This window comes from Sandarakinorhabdus sp., assembly GCF_051860625.1.
In the GTDB taxonomy this organism is placed as follows: Bacteria; Pseudomonadota; Alphaproteobacteria; order Sphingomonadales; family Sphingomonadaceae; genus Sandarakinorhabdus.
In genome coordinates this window covers 465,466-481,041 of record NZ_JBHYDQ010000001.1, presented here as the reverse complement: position 1 = coordinate 481,041, position 15,576 = coordinate 465,466, and the positions used below count along the sequence as shown (strand labels likewise).

Below are 15,576 nucleotides of genomic sequence, written 5' to 3'. Positions count from 1 at the left end.
GCGGGCGCCCGAACGCCGCACCTCTGGCAAAGCTTGGGCCGCGCCCTTATGGATAGCGCATGGCCTTTCTCGATCCGCCCGATGCCCAACAGCGCCGCACCCGATACTGGATCGGCGGCGGTGCGGTGCTGGCCACGGCCGCGATCATGACCCTGTTTCTGATCGAATCGCGCTGGGGCTATTCCAAGCCTGATTCAAAGATCATCTATGCGCAAAGCTGGAAGGCCGATCGCACGCGTGAACAGGCCATTGCCGACATGAACGCCACCAAGGCGGCACGGGAAGCCAAATTGGCCGAAGCGCGCGCCTTCATCGCGACACTGCAGGGCCAGGCGAAGATCGACGCGCAGGCGCAATATGATGCCTATGTCGAAGGCGGCGGCCCGGCCAAGGACATTCCTTATGTGCAGGCGCAGCCGGCCACCGACGCCATCGTGCGCGTGCCGCCGCCGGCCGAACCGCCCATCGAGTGAGCGGCGATCACGAGGACTGGCGCTGGATGGGCGCGGCGCTCGCGCTGGCCAGCCGCGGCATCGGGCAGACCACCCCCAATCCGTCCGTCGGCTGCGTGATCGTGCGCGATGGCCGCGTTGTCGGCCGTGGCCACACCCAGCCTGGCGGTCGCCCCCACGCCGAGGCGATGGCGCTAGAGCAAGCTGGTGAGGCGGCGCGCGGTGCATGCGCCCATGTCACGCTGGAGCCCTGTGCGCACAACAGCGTGCGTGGCCCGGCCTGTGCCGATAGCCTGATCGCCGCCGGCGTGGCGCGAGTGGTGGTGGCCGCCGCGGATCTTGATCCGCGCACCAATGGCAAAGGCATCGCGCGCCTCGCCGCCGCTGGCATCGCGGTGACCAGCGGCGTGCGCACCGCCGAGGCCGAAGCAGGCTTGGCTGGCTTTCTCACCCGGTTGCGCCATGGCCGGCCGCACATCACCCTGAAACTCGCCGTCAGCCTGGATGGCGCCATTGCGATGGCCGATGGCCGCAGCCGCTGGCTCACGTCGCCGCGCGCCCGTGCTGCCACGCATCTGCTGCGCAGCCGGTGCGATCTGATCGTGGTGGGCCGCGGCACCTGGGATGCCGATGCGCCAACGCTGGACGTGCGCCTGCCCACCCTCGAACCGCGCAGCCCGCGCGTGGGCGTGGTTGGCCGCGCAGGTGGCCTGCCAGCGCATGTCGCGCACTTTGCCGATCTTGCCGCCGTTGCTGCCGATCCGGCGCTGCATGTGCTGGTGGAAGGCGGCATGGGCCTTGCTGCCAGCCTGCTCGCCGCCGATCTGGTCGACACGCTGGTGTTGCACCGCGCGCCGATTCTGATCGGCGCTGGCCGCACGCTGGGCGATATCGGCCTGAACGATCTGGCGCATGCGCATGGCCGCTGGGCCGCCGCGCCGGCATTCATGCTGGGGCCGGACGGCATTGAACGCTTCACCCGCATCCGATAGGGCAGTTTCATGTTTACCGGCATCATCACCGACATCGGCACCATCACGGCGGTGGAGGAGCGCGGCGATCTGCGCGTCACCGTCGCCACTGGCTATGACACCGGCGGCATCGCCATCGGCGCGTCGGTGGCCAACAGCGGCGTGTGCCTGACCGTGGTCAGCAAGACCGCGAACAGCCTGTCCTTCGATGTTTCCGCAGAAACGCAGCGCTGCACGGCCAAGGGCATGTGGCAGGCCGGCGCCCGCCTCAATCTGGAACGCGCGCTCAAGGTCGGCGATGAACTTGGCGGCCACATCGTCACCGGCCATGTCGATGCGGTGGGCCGTATCACCGACATCAGCGCAGAGGGCGACTCCAAACGCTTCACCTTCCAGATGCCGGCCAGCGTCGCGCCTTACATCGCGCCCAAGGGCAGTGTCAGCCTGAATGGCGTCTCGCTTACGGTCAACGAGGTGGCCGATGATGATCTCGGCCACTGGTTCACCATCAATCTGATCCCGCACACGGCCGACTGGACGACCTTTGGCACGGCTGCAGTGGGCGACGAAGTGAATATCGAAATCGACGTGCTTGCCCGCTATCTGTTCCGGATGAACCAGCTTCGCGCTTGACACTGTAATGTGATAGCGGCACACATCGCATCACATTCTGATGTGAGGCGCGATGATGAGCGAGTCCCTGATAACGCGGCTGCGTGACCTTGTTGCCAGCGGCGAGGAATCGAAGGCCGGCATGGCCCGCGCCGCCGGCCTGCACGCCAACAGCTTGCGCGCGCTGGACGAAACCGACTGGAACCCGACAACCGACACGCTGCGCAAGCTGGAAGCCTGGCTGGCCGACCGCGAAGCCGGCCCGGCGCTGTCTCCCATCACCGACATCATCAACGAAGCCCGCAACGGGCGCATGTATATCCTGGTTGATGATGAAGACCGCGAAAATGAAGGCGATCTGATCGTCCCAGGCCAGATGGCGACGCCGGATGCCGTCAATTTCATGGCCAAACATGGCCGCGGCCTGATCTGCCTCGCCATGGCCTCCGAACGGGTGCGCGCGCTCGGCCTGCCGTTGATGGCGCAACACAATGGCACGCGCCACAGCACCGCCTTCACCGTTTCGATCGAAGCCAAGGAAGGCGTGACCACCGGCATTTCGGCCGCCGATCGCGCCCGCACCATCGCGGTGGCCATCGATGCCGGCAAGGGCGCCGAACATATCGTCACGCCCGGCCATGTGTTTCCGCTGGTGGCGCGCGACGGCGGCGTGCTGGTGCGCGCTGGCCACACCGAAGCAAGCGTGGACATCTCGCGCCTGGCTGGCCTGAACCCGTCGGGCGTGATCTGCGAGATCATGAACGATGATGGCAGCATGGCGCGCCTGCCCGATCTGATCCCGTTTGCCCGCCGCCACGGCCTGAAGATCGGCACCATCCGTGATCTGATCGCCTATCGCCACGCCCATGACCGGCTGGTGAAATGCGTGGCCGAGACTCGCCTCGAAAGCTGGCACGGCGGCGACTGGATCGCCAAGACCTATGCCAATACCGCCGAGTACAGCGAACATATGGTGCTGCAGAAGGGCCGCATCGAGCCCGGCAAGCCCACGCTGGTGCGCGTGCATACCCAATCGATGTTCACCGACATGTTCGCCGAAAAGGGCAACCGCGCCGGGCAGCTGAACCGCGCCATGGACGAGATCGGCCGGGAAGGCGCCGGCATCATCGTCATCATCCGCGACGGCAGCCCCACCGCCATTTCCGAACAGATGCGCGCAAAGGACCAGGGCGAGCCGATCACCTTGCGCGATTACGGCATCGGCGCGCAGATATTGGTCGATCTCGGTGTGTCCGAGATGATCCTGCTCACCAACCAGCACCGCAACATCGTCGGCATCGAAGGCTATGGCCTGAAAGTGGTCGGCGAACGCGCCATTCCTGCCCGGAGTTGACCATGCACATCCTCATCGTCGAAGCCCGTTTCTATGACCATATCGCCGACATGATGCTGGATGGCATCAAGGCGGCCCTGAATGCCGCCGGCGCCACCCACGAAGTGATCACCGTGCCCGGCGCGCTGGAAATCCCCGCCGCCATCGCCTTTGCCGAAGCTGCGGGCAAATATGACGGCTATGTCGCCAGCGGCTGCGTGATCCGCGGCGAGACGTACCACTTCGAGATTGTCGCCGGCGAAAGCGCCCGCGCCATCATGGCGCTCACCCTGGACGGGCTGGCCATCGGCAACGGCATATTGACCGTGGAAAACGAAGCCCAGGCCATCGCGCGCGCCGACAAGGGGCAGAAGGACAAGGGCGGTGAGGCCGCCAAGGCAGCGCTGGCCATGGTGGCGCTGCGGGAACGCTTTGCGTGAACCAACGCCCTCCCCGTTGTGGGGAGGGCGTTTTTACGCCGCCAGCGCCAGCGCCGTCGCTTCGGCAATGGCGCGCTTGGCGTCCAGTTCGCCGGCTTCCTGCGCGCCGCCCACCAGCTGCGCCGGCACACCGCGCGCGATCAGCGCGTCATACAGGCTGCGCTCCGGTTCCTGCCCGGCGCAGACGATCACCGTGTCCACCGCGAACAACCGCGGTTCACCGTTCACCAGACAGTGCAGGCCCGCGTCATCGATGCGCAGATAGGTGACACCGCCCAGCAGCTTCACGCCGCGGCGCTGCAGGCTCAGCCGGTGGGTCCAGCCGGTGGTCTTGCCCAGCGATCGCCCGGGCGCGCCGTCGCGGCGCTGCAGGATCGTCACCTCCCGCCCGGCATGTTCGATCTGCGGCGCGATGCCCGTCACCCCGCCGCGCGGATGGCCGGCGAAATCCACGCCCCATTCCCGGCAGAAGGTCGGGATATCCATCGCCGCCGACGGCCCGGCATGGGTGATCAGCGTCGCCACATCGAAGCCGATGCCGCCGGCGCCCATGATCGCCACGCGCTTGCCGATATCGCGCCGGCCCATGATCGCATCGATATAGCCCACAGCCTTGGGATGATCGATGCCGGCCACATCGGGCACGCGCGGGCGGATGCCGGTGGCGACGATCACCTCGTCATGACCCGCCGCAGCCAGCATGTCGGCATCCACCCGCGTGTTCAGCCGCAGGGTGATGCCGAGTTTTTCGATCATGCGCCGGAAATAGCGCAGGGTTTCGGAAAATTCCTCCTTGCCCGGCACGCGGCGCGCCAGATTGAACTGGCCGCCGATCTCGGCCGCAGCATCATAGAGCGTCACCTTGTGGCCGCGCTGAGCGGCTTCGGTGGCGAAGGCGAGGCCCGCCGGCCCGGCGCCCACCACCGCCAGATCGCGCGGACGCGTGGTGGGCTGCGGCACGATCAATGTTTCATTGCAGGCACGCGGGTTGACCAGGCACGAGGTCAGCCGGCCGGTGAAGGTGTGATCAAGGCATGCCTGGTTGCAGGCGATGCAGGTGTTGATCTCGTCCTCGCGGCCTTCATACGCCTTGTTGACCAGATCGGCATCGGCCAGCATCGGCCGCGCCATCGACACGAGATCGGCATGGCCGGCGGCCAGCACCTGTTCCACCACATCAGGCATGTTGATGCGATTCGACGTGATCATCGGCACGGTCACATGGCTCCGGATGCGCCCGGTCACTTCGGCAAAGGCGGCGCGCGGCACCATGGTGGCGATGGTCGGCACCTGGGCTTCGTGCCAGGTGAAGTGCGTGCTGATGATCGTCGCGCCGGCGGCCTCCACGGCCTTTGCCAACTGGATCACCTCGTCGCCCGACATGCCGCCGTCCAGCATATCCATCGCCGGAATGCGGAAGATCAGGATGAAATCATCCCCCACCGCCGCCCGCGCCCGGCGGATCACCTCCACCGGGAAGCGCATGCGATTCTCGAAACTGCCGCCCCATTCATCGGTGCGGGTGTTGGTTTTTTCGACGAGGAAGGTCGAGAGCAGATAGCCGGCCGAACCGATGATCTCCACCCCGTCATAGCCCGCTGCCCTCGCCAAGCTTGCGCAATTGGCAAAATCCGCCAGCTGCTTCTCGATGCCGTCCGCGTCCAGTTCGTTCGGGACAAAACGCCCGATGCGGCTGCGCACCGCCGATGGCGCCACACAGGCGGGGGTGCCGGCCAGCGGCCCGGCATGGAGGATCTGCATGACGATCTTCACGTCTGGATCGGCGGCATGCACGGCCTCGGTGACGATGCGGTGCTGGGCGGCTTCTTGCGGCGTCGAAAGCTTGGCGCCGCCGCCACCTTCGTGATTCGGCGCGATGCCGCCGGTAATGATCATGCCCACCCCGCCGCGCGCCCGTTCCGCGAAAAACGCCGCCATGCGCTCGAACCCGCCCTCGATATCCTCGAGGCCAGTGTGCATCGATCCCATCAGCACGCGATTCTTGAGGCGCGTGAAGCCCAGATCGAGCGGGGAGAACATCAGCGGATAGCGGTCATGTGTAGCCATGGCGACATGATACCCCAGCCGCAGCGCCGGTCATCCTCCCAGTTCCATGCGGGCTCGCTTGCTATCCCATCCGCGACACTCTGAAGCGCGGTGCGCACGCCGCAGTGCAACATGATCGTGCTGCGCGCATAACGTGCCCAAGCCTGTCCTCCACAGGCCAGCGTGGGCGGTGGCCTGGCGACCCGACCCGCTTTCCACCGCCCCCGCTGCCCCCGTTCTTGCTCCCTCTTGGCGGCACACCCCTTTTGCGCCTATGCCCGCAACAATGGCGGCGCTTTCCAACATCGATACCTGGATCTTCGACCTGGACAACACGCTGTATCCGGCGAAGGCGGCGTTGTTTCCGCAGATCGATGCCCGCATGGGCCAATATATCCAGCGGCTGCTGAGCGTGGACCCTGTCGAAGCGCATCGCATCCAGAAAAGCCTTTATCACACGCACGGCATGACCCTGCCCGGCCTGATGTCGTTGCATGGTGTCGATCCCCATCATTTCCTGACGGATGTGCATGATGTCGATATCGATGTGATCGACCCGCACCCTGAGCTGGGCGAACTGATCGGCCGGCTGCCGGGCCGGAAGTTCGTCTTCACCAACGCCGACGCGCCTTATGCGACACGTGTGCTGGCCCGGCTGGGCCTGTCCGAAGCCTTTGATGCGCTCCACGATATCCATGCCCTTGGCTATGTGCCCAAGCCGCAAGCGCCGGCCTATGCCCATATCTGCGCCACCCACGATATCGACCCGATCACATCCCTGTTCGTGGAAGACATGGCGCGCAATCTGGCGCCGGCCAAGGCCATCGGCATGACCACAGTGTGGATCGACAATGGCTCTGAGCAGGGCCCCGTCGGTGGCAGCAGCCATATCGATTATATCATCGAGGATCTGGCCGGCTTTCTGGCCGGCGTGTTGACGGAATTGGAGCGCACATGAGCATGATGGATGTGATCGAGGCCGGCTGGGAGAGCCGCGCCGACGTGACTTCGAAAACGCATGGCGAGCTGCGCCTTGCCGTCGATCATGCACTGGCCCTGCTGGACAGCGGCGAACTGCGCGTTGCCGAACCCGATGGGCAAGGCGGCTGGACCACCCACCAGTGGCTGAAGAAGGCCGTGCTGCTCAGTTTCCGGCTTAACGACAACCAGGTCATGCCCGGTTTTGGCAATGCCAATTTCTATGACAAGGTGCCGCTGAAATTCGATACGTGGGGTGACAATCGCTTTCGCGACGCCGGTTTCCGCGCGGTCCCCGGTGCCATCGTGCGGCGCGGCGCCTATATCGCGCCCGGCGTCGTGCTGATGCCCAGCTTCGTCAACATCGGCGCGCGCGTGGGCAAGGGCACCATGGTCGATACCTGGGCCACGGTGGGCAGTTGCGCCCAGATCGGTGAGAATGTGCACATCAGCGGCGGTGCCGGCATCGGCGGCGTGCTGGAACCGCTGCAGGCCAATCCGGTGACCATCGGGGACGGTGCCTTCATCGGCGCCCGCGCCGAAGTCGCCGAAGGCGTGATCGTGGGCGATGGTGCCGTGTTGTCGATGGGCGTCTATCTGGGCGCGAGCACCAAGATCATCGATCGTGCGACGGGCGAAATCCACATCGGCCGCGTGCCGCCCTATGCCGTCGTTGTTTCGGGCACGCTGCCAGGCAAGCCGCTGCCCGATGGCACCCCGGGGCCCAATCTTTATTGTGCCGTGATCGTGAAGACCGTGGACGCCCAGACGCGCAGCAAGACGGGCATCAATGAGCTGTTGCGCGATTGAGCCAAAGCACGACGATCAGAACGGAAACATGATGGTGATCGCGAAGATCGCCACGGCTCCCGTCAACAGGTTGAGCGGCACGCCGACCCGCACGAAATCCATGTAGCGGTATCCGCCGAACTGGTAGACGATCACATTGGTCTGATAACCGAACGGCGTTGCAAAGGCGGCGCTGCCGGCCATCATCACGGCGATCAGAAACGGCCGCGGGCTCACCCCCAGGCTTTCGGCCAGCGCCACGGCAATCGGTGTTACCAGCACGGCAACCGTCGCGTTCGACAGCGCCTCGGTCAACAGCGTGGTCGCCAGATAGAGCAGAATGAGCGCCATCAGCGGCTGCACGCCCGAGAGTGCACCGATCAGGCCTTCGGTCATCGCCGCGGCCAGCCCGCTTTCCTGCATGGCGATGCCGATCACCACCATGCCGGCGATCAGGATCAGTATGTCCGGTTTCAGGCCGCTATAGGCCTGATCGGCGCTGATCACCTTCAGCAGGATCAGCACGACAGCCCCCGCAAAGGCCGTCGCCGCGATCGGTGCAACGTTCAGCGCCGATAGGGTGATAGCGCCCACGAACACGGTCAGCGCGATGGCGGCCTTCAATGGCTGGAAGGGCTGCCGGGCCGCAAACAGTTTCACATCACCGATCTGGCCGGATGGAAAATCGAGCACCGTCGGCGCTGTCGTGGCGGCGTCCTCAACCGGCGCCTTCATGGCATCGGCGCCCAACAAGCGCCCGCTCAGCAACACCAGATAAAGCGCCCCCGCCAGCGCCACCGGCAGCCCCACCGGCGTGATTTCAAACATGGTGAAGCGCGGCTGTCCGGCGATACGGGCCATGTCGTCCACCAGCAGATTGGTGGAGGTGCCAACCAGGGTGCAGCAGCCGCCCATGATCGCCAGGTAAGACAAGGGCATCAGAAAGCGCTTTGGCGGCAGCTTCAGCGAATTGGCGACATCGCGCACCACCGGCGCGCCCAGCACCACGATGGGTGTGCTGTTCAGAAATGCTGACAGCACGCCGATGATGCCCAGTAACAGCCAGAGACCGGCCGCGCCAAGCCGCTGGCACATCGCAACCGCCGCCTTGATGCCCCGATCGAGCAGTCCCGACAGTTCCAGCGCATAGGCAATCACGAACAGCGAGGCCAACGCGATGATGGCCGGGCTGGCAAAGGCGCCCTGCACCTCGACCGGACGCACCACGCCCGTCATCAACAGCACTGCCGATCCGGCCAGCGCGACGACATCGGCCCGCTGCTTGCCCCAGATCAGCGCAGCAACCACGCTTGCCAGCACCAGCAACGTGAGGATCTGGTCAAAATTCACATAAGTCCCGACACGATGCTTGCGGCATGGCGCCATCCATATGGCCAGAACGTCGCAGCGAGAACAGCAAAGTTTGTAATGTGGCGGGCCCGGCGCCCTATGCTATCACCCTGCCATGGTGGATCCCAGTTCGCGCACCAGCCGCCAGGCCCTGGCCAGCGGGCTTGGCATTGCCTTGGTCGTGGCGGTCGGCGGCTTCCTGCTCGGCCGGGAATCCGCATCGGCGCCGCCCGTGGTCGTGGCCGCGCCGCCGGTTATCGTGGCGGTACCGGAGCCCATCGAACCGAGCATCCTGGGCCGCAGTGACTTGATCGCGCTGGCCGCGGCGGCGGCCGACGCAATCGCCAGCGGCAACCGCCTGCCGGACGATCTGAAGGCGGCCGACGGACGGCGGTTCGATATGCGACTGGCCTTCGGTTGCAACGGGCCGGCGCCAGCCGACAGCACGGCGCCGATGCGCTGGCGCTATGATGCGGAAAAATCCGTGCTGCGTGTGCAGGCGGCGCCGATCGGCTGGCAGCCTGCCGATTTCCTTGGCATCCCGCTGCCCGAAACGGTCGCTGGAATCGAGGCCTATTGGATCCCGCGGCCGTGGACACGCAGCGAGGCCTGTCCGCCCGCCGCCGCCCAGACAATCATTGCCGCAAACACGCCCTTCCCGCTGCCTCTGGCGCTCCCACAACCTCCCGCACCGCCCGAACAGAGCCTGATGCTGGTCCAGTTCTTCACCGCCGAGGCCGGCCGCCAGGCCGCGCGAGCTGACCGCCCGTTTACCGTGACGCAGCGGATGAGCGAATTGCCGGCCAGTTTTGCCAACGGCTTGCGGCTGCGGCTGCGGGGTCGGTTAGCGGGGAACGCCGGCGGCGGCCCGGTCTATTGCAGCCAACCGGGCGGGCCGCAACAACGCCCGATCTGTGCCGTCTCCGTCACGTTGGATCAGGTTGCCATCGAAGATGCCGAAGGCGCCGTGCTTGGCAATTGGGATGTGGGACAGCCTGTCCGTCGGGCAAGTTGATGCGCCCCAAAATGCACCGCAACTTGCAACGGGCTGCAATGGCGTAAGGTCACGGCGCCAACATGTCAGAAATGCTGCTTTTTTTTGACTGTCACAACAATGTCATGCCCCCAGCCTAGAGGCCCGGAAACCGCTGGGGAAACACACAGATGGCCGTTGCGCTCGCCAAAGCCCGTCACACTGCTGTTCGCGATGCGGTGCATCGCCATGATGAATTCAGCAAGCAAGGGGTGCTGGAGCGCGCCTTCACCTTCGCCTTTCGCGGGCTGGTCTATGCACAAATCTGGGAAGACCCGGTCGTCGATCTGGCGGCGCTGCAGCTGGGGCCGGGCATGCATCTGGTTACCATCGCCAGCGGCGGCTGCAATGTCCTGTCGTATCTGACGGCGGATCCGGCGCGGATCACGGCGGTCGATCTCAACACCGCGCATGTCGCGCTCGGCAAACTGAAACTGGCGGCGGCCCGCCATCTGCCGGACCAGCCGAGTTTTCACCGTTTCTTTGCCGATGCCGACAGCCCGGCCAATGTCGCGGCTTACAAGGCGCATGTCGCGCCGCATCTCGATCCGGTGTCGCGCGATTACTGGGAAGGGCGCGATCCCATCGGTCGCAAGCGCATTGGCGGGTTCGCCAGGAATTTCTACCGCCGCGGGCTGCTCGGCAGCTTCATCATCACCGGACAGTTGCTGGCCCGCGCCTATGGCATCGACACCCGCGAAATGCTGGAAGCCAAGAGCCTGGAGGAACAGCGCGCGATTTTCGAAACCAAATTTGCCCCGTTATTCGACAAGAAGTTCGTGCGCTGGCTGACCAGCAACCCGGCCTCGCTGTTCGGGCTGGGCATCCCGCCGGCGCAGTACCAGGCGCTGCTGGGGGATGCGCCCGACATGGCCAGCGTGCTGCGCGCCCGGCTGGAAAAACTGTCGTGCGATTTTGCCATTTCGGAGAATTATTTCGCCTGGCAGGCGTTCGGACGCGGCTATGGCAAACACGAGGCTGCCCCGCTGCCGCCCTATCTGCAGGCCGCAAATCACGCCGCCGTCGCCGCCCGCACGGACCGGGTCGATTATCGCCACATCAACTATGTCGATTTTCTGCGGGGCCAGCCGGCGGGCAGTTGCGACCGCTATGTGCTGCTCGACGCGCAGGACTGGATGACCGACGCGCAGTTGACCGAATTGTGGAGCGAGATCACCCGCACCGCACGGCCTGGCGCCCGCGTGCTGTTCCGCACCGCCGCCGAACCAACATTGTTGCCCGGCCGGGTTCCCGATGAATTGCTGGCGCGCTGGACCTATGCGGCCGAAGACTCCGCCAGCTTCACCCGCTCTGATCGCTCGTCGATCTATGGCGGTGTCCACCTCTATGTCCTCAACGCCGCATGAGTGACGATGGGGCGCTCGCCCAAGGCGCGGCCCACGCCGCCGCCCACGCCAAGGCGATGGACCGCATCTACCGGCGCCAACGGCACTTTTACGATCTGACCCGCAAATATTATTTGCTCGGGCGCGATGATCTCATTGCTGGGCTTGATGCCGGCACCGGTTGCCACGTGCTGGAGGTCGGCTGCGGCACCGGGCGTAACCTTATTGCTGCCGCTCGGCGTTTCCCGGGCGCCCGCTTCACCGGCATCGATATCAGCCAGGAAATGCTGGCCACGGCGCGCAGCAATGTGGCGCGCGCCGGGTTGGACGGCCGCATCACCCTGCGACCAGGTGATGCCACGGCCTTCGATCCGGCAGCGCTATCGGACGGCACCGGGTTCGATCGCGTCTTCCTGTCCTACACCTTGTCGATGATCCCCGACTGGCGCGCCGCGCTGGCGCAATCCGCGGCCGCGCTGGCGCCGGGTGGTCGGCTCGATCTGGTCGACTTTGGCCAGCAGGAACGACTGCCCGCCGCGTTTCGGGCGTTCCTGTTCAACTGGTTGGCACGGTTCGATGTCACACCCCGCGCCGATCTTGGCGAAGCGGTGGCCCAGGTGTCGGCGGCCCAGGGCCTGATCGGTGATTGGCGATCGACACGGGCCGGTTACGCATGGGTCGCGCAACTGCGTCGGTCACACTGAAGGCCATGACATGCTGGCTGCGAACGGCGATGGACGCCATTATCGCTCATGCGGATTGAGGCCAATCGGGCGAACTTGAAGCCTTCGCGGTTCATGCGATTGGTCAGCGCCTTGCTCTGGCGGACGGCTCGTGTCCCCCTCCCGCTGCCGCCAGCTTCCCGTGAGATACGGAACTGCCTATCCTGGGGCATAATCAGGGGAGTTCGGCATGCGCGACCACATCATCACGACACTCGAAACCGCGCTGGCTGCTGCCGATATTCCGGGCGCGGTGGCGGCGGTGGGCAATGGTGCGGGCACGCTTTGTGAGGTCGCGGTCGGCAGCAAGGGGCCAGGGGGGCCGCCACTGACCAGCGACACGCTGTTCCAGATCGCCTCCATGACCAAGGCGCTCACCTCGGTCGCTGCCATGCAATTGGTCGAGGAAGGCCGGCTCCACCTCGATGAAGACATCGGCACGGTGCTGCCGGAACTGGCCAGCCCACAGGTGCTGGAGGGTTTCGACGACAGCGGCCAGCCGATCACCCGGGCGGCCGCGGGCCCGATCACGCTGAGGCAGTTGCTCACCCACACCTCCGGGCTGGGCTATGAATTCATGTCGGCCGAGTTGACGCAGTGGCGGCAACATCACCTGGCTGCGCCCGGCACCAAGGCCAGCCTGACCCTGCCGCTGCTCGCCGATCCCGGCACGGCATGGATTTACGGCGTCTCCACTGACTGGGTGGGGCAGGCCGTGGAACGGGCGAGCGGGCGCGGCCTGGGGCAATATCTGCTCGATCGGGTGACCGGGCCAATGCTGATGGCAGACACCGGCTTTGGCTTTGATGATGCGGTGAAGGCCCGGCTGGCGCCGCTGCATGCCCGCCTGCCCGATGGCGGGCTGATGCCGTTTCCGATCCATTTCGATTCGACCGAATTCAATGCGGGCGGCGCCGGGTTGAAGGGCACCGCCAGCGATTATCTGACCTTCTGCCGGATGATCCTGAACGGCGGCGGGAACGACGCGGCGCGCATCCTGCAGGCCAGCACGGTGGACGAAATGAGCCGCAACCAGGTGAGCATGCCGGCCGGGCGCATGACCACCAACATGCCGAGCCTGACCGGCGCCTTCGATCTGTTCCCCACGATGGATTGCGGCTTTGGCCTGGGCTTCCTGATCAATCCCGAGCCCGGCCCCGATGGCCGCGCCGCCGGCAGCCTGGCCTGGGCCGGCATCGCCAACAGCTATTACTGGATCGACCGGCAGAACGACATCGCGGCGGTGCTGATGATGCAGCATCTGCCGTTTGGCGAACCGGCCGCACTGGATGTGCTGCGCGCCTTTGAACGGGCAGTTTATGGGCGCTGACCCAGCCGCAGCCTGATGGACGCGGCATGGGCGGCCAGGCCTTCCACGTCGGCAATCGCGGCGCCGGCCGGGCCGATGGCGGCCAGGCCACGCGGGCCGCAATCCAGGAAGGTCGTGCGCTTCATGAAATCCGCCACCGATAGCCCCGAGGCAAAGCGGGCGCGGCGGCCGGTGGGCAGCACATGGTTGGGCCCGGCGAGATAATCGCCGGCAGCTTCGGGGGTGTGGCGGCCCAGGAACACCGATCCGGCATGGCGCATACGGGCGAACAGCCAATCGGGCTCGTCGACCATCAGTTCGGCATGTTCCGGCGCCAGCGCGTCGAGCAACGGCAGCGCATCGGCCAGATCGGATATGGTGATGATCGCGCCGAAATCGCGCCAGGATGCGCCGGCAACGGCGGCGGTGGCCAGCGATTGCAACTGGCGTGCCACGGCCTGTTCCACCGCGTCGGCCTCTGCCGGCGACGTGGTGATCAGGATGGATTGCGCCACCGGATCATGTTCGGCCTGAGCGAGCAGATCGGCCGCAATCCAATCCGGATCGGATTTGCCATCCGACACGATCACCACTTCCGATGGCCCGGCCACCATGTCGATGCCGACCACGCCGTAAAGCTGGCGCTTGGCCTCGGCCACATAGGCGTTGCCCGGCCCGGTGATGACATCGACACGCGGCACATGCGCCGTGCCATAAGCCAGTGCGGCAATCGCCTGGGCACCGCCGATGCGGAAGATCCGGGACACGCCTGCCACCCGCGCCGCCGCAAGCACCAGCGGGTTCACCGTGCCGCCCGGCGTTGGCGTGACCATCACCAGATCGCGCACGCCGGCCACCACGGCGGGAATTGCGTTCATCAGCACCGATGACGGATAGGCGGCGCGGCCACCCGGCACATACAGGCCGGCGGCGTCCACCGGAGTCCAGCGCACGCCGGTGCGCACGCCGGCGGCGTCCACCGCATCATTGCCGGCCGGTTTCTGGCGTTCATGAAAATCGCGGATGCGGGTGGCGGCCAGATCGAGCGCGGTACGCAAATCCGGCGCCAGGCCGTCCAGCGCGGCATCGAGATCGGTAGCGGCAAATTCCCAGCCCGCCGCATCCAGATCGACGGAATCGAACTTCGCGGTGAGTTCCGCCACCGCCGCATCGCCGCGGCTGCGCACATCGGCGATGATGCCGGCCACCACGCCCGACACATCGGCGGCATCATCCCGCTTGGCATCCACAAGCGCGGCGAAGGCGGCGGCAAATCCCGGTGACTGTGCGTCAAGCCGCTGCGGCATCGTCAGTCCTTGGGTCATTCTCAACGAGGCTGCGCATGGCATCGATTACGCCCACGATGCGTGGATCGGTCTTGAAGGCGGCGCGGTTGGCGATCAGGCGGCTGGTGATCGGCGCGATCACCTCTACCTCGGCCAGGCCGTTTTCGGCCAGCGTCTTGCCGGTGGAGACCAGATCGACGATGCGGCTGCACAGGCCGACCAGCGGCGCCAGTTCCATGGCACCGTTCAGCTTGATCACCTCGGCCTGCAGGCCGCGCGCCGCGAAGTGCCGGCGGGTGAGATTGGGATATTTGCTGGCCACCCGCACATGGCTGAGGCGCGTGAGATCGGGATCGAGCCCGACGGGTTGTGCCACACTCAGCCGGCAATGGCCGATGCCCAGATCAACCGGCGCATAGATTTCGGAAAAATCATATTCCATCAGCACATCATTGCCGGCGATGCCCAGCCCGGCCGCGCCGAACGCCACAAACGTCGCCACATCGAAACTGCGCACCCGGATCACCCGCACATCGGCGCGGCTGGTGGCAAAGGTCAGTTTGCGGCTGTTTTCATCGGAAAAATCGGCTTCCGGCACGATGCCGATGCGGGCGAGCAGCGGCAGCGCTTCTTTCAGGATGCGGCCCTTGGGAAGGGCGAGAGTGATGGGTGCAATCATGATGCGGCGCGGTTTAGCGGCAGCCCGCACAAAACGCCACTGCGCCCGCGCCGCATGCCGTTGTGGCGGGCAGCGCGAAATATCTTCGCCGCGATTTGCGGGATCGGGAACGAGCGGTTTGTTCGCGGCATGCAGCTTTTCGGTTTTGACAGGGTTTACGGATCAGGTGGTCTTCCGCCTTGAAATTGCTGTATAATCAGAAAACCCGTGTGAACGGCAGGTGACAACAG

At 65.6% G+C, this 15,576-nt stretch carries 15 protein-coding genes; 11 read left to right on the top strand and 4 right to left on the bottom strand.

Annotated elements, in window-relative coordinates; translation table 11 throughout:
• Positions 1 to 59 precede the first annotated feature (59 nt).
• From ACTIEZ_RS02335 to ribH, 5 genes are read left to right on the top strand one after another with little or no spacing between them, the layout of a single operon-like run.
• Positions 60 to 473 carry a hypothetical protein gene (locus ACTIEZ_RS02335; RefSeq protein ID WP_439545031.1) on the top strand — a complete coding sequence of 138 codons (414 nt, stop codon included), beginning with the start codon at positions 60 to 62 and terminating at the stop codon, positions 471 to 473.
• A gap of 26 nt (positions 474 to 499) precedes the next feature.
• A complete protein-coding gene (gene ribD / locus ACTIEZ_RS02330; RefSeq protein WP_439545082.1) occupies positions 500 to 1,444 on the top strand; it encodes a bifunctional diaminohydroxyphosphoribosylaminopyrimidine deaminase/5-amino-6-(5-phosphoribosylamino)uracil reductase RibD in 945 nt (314 codons plus the stop codon).
• A 9-nt stretch (positions 1,445 to 1,453) separates the two neighbouring features.
• A complete protein-coding gene (locus tag ACTIEZ_RS02325; RefSeq protein WP_439545030.1) occupies positions 1,454 to 2,056 on the top strand; it encodes a riboflavin synthase in 603 nt (200 codons plus the stop codon).
• 55 nt (positions 2,057 to 2,111) lie between these two features.
• Positions 2,112 to 3,389 carry a 3,4-dihydroxy-2-butanone-4-phosphate synthase gene (gene ribB / locus ACTIEZ_RS02320; protein WP_439545029.1) on the top strand — a complete coding sequence of 426 codons (1,278 nt, stop codon included), beginning with the start codon at positions 2,112 to 2,114 and terminating at the stop codon, positions 3,387 to 3,389.
• A gap of 2 nt (positions 3,390 to 3,391) precedes the next feature.
• The gene (gene ribH, locus ACTIEZ_RS02315) at positions 3,392 to 3,808 is read left to right on the top strand and encodes a 6,7-dimethyl-8-ribityllumazine synthase (RefSeq protein ID WP_439545028.1); all 417 of its coding nucleotides are present in this window, start codon (positions 3,392 to 3,394) and stop codon (positions 3,806 to 3,808) included.
• Positions 3,809 to 3,841: 33 nt separating this feature from the next.
• On the opposite strand, the gene ACTIEZ_RS02310 is transcribed toward ribH, so the two are convergent.
• Positions 3,842 to 5,875: an FAD-dependent oxidoreductase gene (locus ACTIEZ_RS02310; protein ID WP_439545027.1), complete on the bottom strand. Its 2,034-nt coding sequence runs from the start codon at positions 5,873 to 5,875 to the stop codon at positions 3,842 to 3,844.
• Between the two features lie 253 nt (positions 5,876 to 6,128).
• Here ACTIEZ_RS02310 and ACTIEZ_RS02305 point away from each other — a divergent pair, with 253 nt between their 5' ends.
• A complete protein-coding gene (locus tag ACTIEZ_RS02305; RefSeq protein WP_439545026.1) occupies positions 6,129 to 6,812 on the top strand; it encodes a pyrimidine 5'-nucleotidase in 684 nt (227 codons plus the stop codon).
• Positions 6,809 to 7,642, top strand: a complete 834-nt coding sequence (dapD, locus tag ACTIEZ_RS02300; protein WP_439545025.1) for a 2,3,4,5-tetrahydropyridine-2,6-dicarboxylate N-succinyltransferase — start codon at positions 6,809 to 6,811, stop codon at positions 7,640 to 7,642. Before ACTIEZ_RS02305 ends, dapD begins: the two co-directional genes overlap by 4 nt.
• A gap of 15 nt (positions 7,643 to 7,657) precedes the next feature.
• On the opposite strand, the gene ACTIEZ_RS02295 is transcribed toward dapD, so the two are convergent.
• A complete protein-coding gene (locus ACTIEZ_RS02295) occupies positions 7,658 to 8,971 on the bottom strand; it encodes an SLC13 family permease (RefSeq protein WP_439545024.1) in 1,314 nt (437 codons plus the stop codon).
• 115 nt (positions 8,972 to 9,086) lie between these two features.
• Between ACTIEZ_RS02295 and ACTIEZ_RS02290 the strand changes: the two genes are divergently transcribed.
• The 4 genes from ACTIEZ_RS02290 (at position 9,087) to ACTIEZ_RS02275 (ending at position 13,402) form a co-directional block, all read left to right on the top strand.
• Entirely contained in the window at positions 9,087 to 9,986 is a 900-nt protein-coding gene (locus tag ACTIEZ_RS02290; protein ID WP_439545023.1) for a hypothetical protein, read from the top strand.
• Between the two features lie 149 nt (positions 9,987 to 10,135).
• Complete coding sequence (locus ACTIEZ_RS02285; RefSeq protein WP_439545022.1) at positions 10,136 to 11,371, top strand: DUF3419 family protein; 1,236 nt, start codon at positions 10,136 to 10,138, stop codon at positions 11,369 to 11,371.
• Positions 11,368 to 12,054 (top strand): class I SAM-dependent methyltransferase, encoded by a 687-nt coding sequence (locus ACTIEZ_RS02280; RefSeq protein WP_439545021.1) that lies wholly within the window; start codon positions 11,368 to 11,370, stop codon positions 12,052 to 12,054. Before ACTIEZ_RS02285 ends, ACTIEZ_RS02280 begins: the two co-directional genes overlap by 4 nt.
• A 208-nt stretch (positions 12,055 to 12,262) precedes the next feature.
• Positions 12,263 to 13,402 carry a serine hydrolase domain-containing protein gene (locus tag ACTIEZ_RS02275; RefSeq protein ID WP_439545020.1) on the top strand — a complete coding sequence of 380 codons (1,140 nt, stop codon included), beginning with the start codon at positions 12,263 to 12,265 and terminating at the stop codon, positions 13,400 to 13,402.
• Here ACTIEZ_RS02275 and hisD read toward each other — a convergent pair.
• Both hisD and hisG read right to left on the bottom strand, forming a co-directional pair.
• On the bottom strand, positions 13,390 to 14,688 hold the full coding sequence (gene hisD / locus ACTIEZ_RS02270; RefSeq protein ID WP_439545019.1) for a histidinol dehydrogenase: 1,299 nt from the start codon (positions 14,686 to 14,688) through the stop codon (positions 13,390 to 13,392). The two genes, ACTIEZ_RS02275 and hisD, sit on opposite strands and share 13 nt — an antisense overlap.
• Positions 14,672 to 15,346 (bottom strand): ATP phosphoribosyltransferase, encoded by a 675-nt coding sequence (gene hisG, locus ACTIEZ_RS02265; RefSeq protein WP_439545018.1) that lies wholly within the window; start codon positions 15,344 to 15,346, stop codon positions 14,672 to 14,674. Before hisG ends, hisD begins: the two co-directional genes overlap by 17 nt.
• Positions 15,347 to 15,576 lie beyond the last annotated feature (230 nt).

Coding starts and splice junctions, on each gene's coding strand:
- ACTIEZ_RS02335 (WP_439545031.1), top strand. CDS start 60: ATGGCCTTTCTCGATCCGCCCGATGCCCAACAGCGCCGCACCCGATAC.
- ribD (WP_439545082.1), top strand. CDS start 500: ATGGGCGCGGCGCTCGCGCTGGCCAGCCGCGGCATCGGGCAGACCACC.
- ACTIEZ_RS02325 (WP_439545030.1), top strand. CDS start 1,454: ATGTTTACCGGCATCATCACCGACATCGGCACCATCACGGCGGTGGAG.
- ribB (WP_439545029.1), top strand. CDS start 2,112: ATGAGCGAGTCCCTGATAACGCGGCTGCGTGACCTTGTTGCCAGCGGC.
- ribH (WP_439545028.1), top strand. CDS start 3,392: ATGCACATCCTCATCGTCGAAGCCCGTTTCTATGACCATATCGCCGAC.
- ACTIEZ_RS02310 (WP_439545027.1), bottom strand. CDS start 5,875: ATGGCTACACATGACCGCTATCCGCTGATGTTCTCCCCGCTCGATCTG.
- ACTIEZ_RS02305 (WP_439545026.1), top strand. CDS start 6,129: ATGCCCGCAACAATGGCGGCGCTTTCCAACATCGATACCTGGATCTTC.
- dapD (WP_439545025.1), top strand. CDS start 6,809: ATGAGCATGATGGATGTGATCGAGGCCGGCTGGGAGAGCCGCGCCGAC.
- ACTIEZ_RS02290 (WP_439545023.1), top strand. CDS start 9,087: ATGGTGGATCCCAGTTCGCGCACCAGCCGCCAGGCCCTGGCCAGCGGG.
- ACTIEZ_RS02285 (WP_439545022.1), top strand. CDS start 10,136: ATGGCCGTTGCGCTCGCCAAAGCCCGTCACACTGCTGTTCGCGATGCG.
- ACTIEZ_RS02280 (WP_439545021.1), top strand. CDS start 11,368: ATGAGTGACGATGGGGCGCTCGCCCAAGGCGCGGCCCACGCCGCCGCC.
- ACTIEZ_RS02275 (WP_439545020.1), top strand. CDS start 12,263: ATGCGCGACCACATCATCACGACACTCGAAACCGCGCTGGCTGCTGCC.
- hisD (WP_439545019.1), bottom strand. CDS start 14,688: ATGCCGCAGCGGCTTGACGCACAGTCACCGGGATTTGCCGCCGCCTTC.
- hisG (WP_439545018.1), bottom strand. CDS start 15,346: ATGATTGCACCCATCACTCTCGCCCTTCCCAAGGGCCGCATCCTGAAA.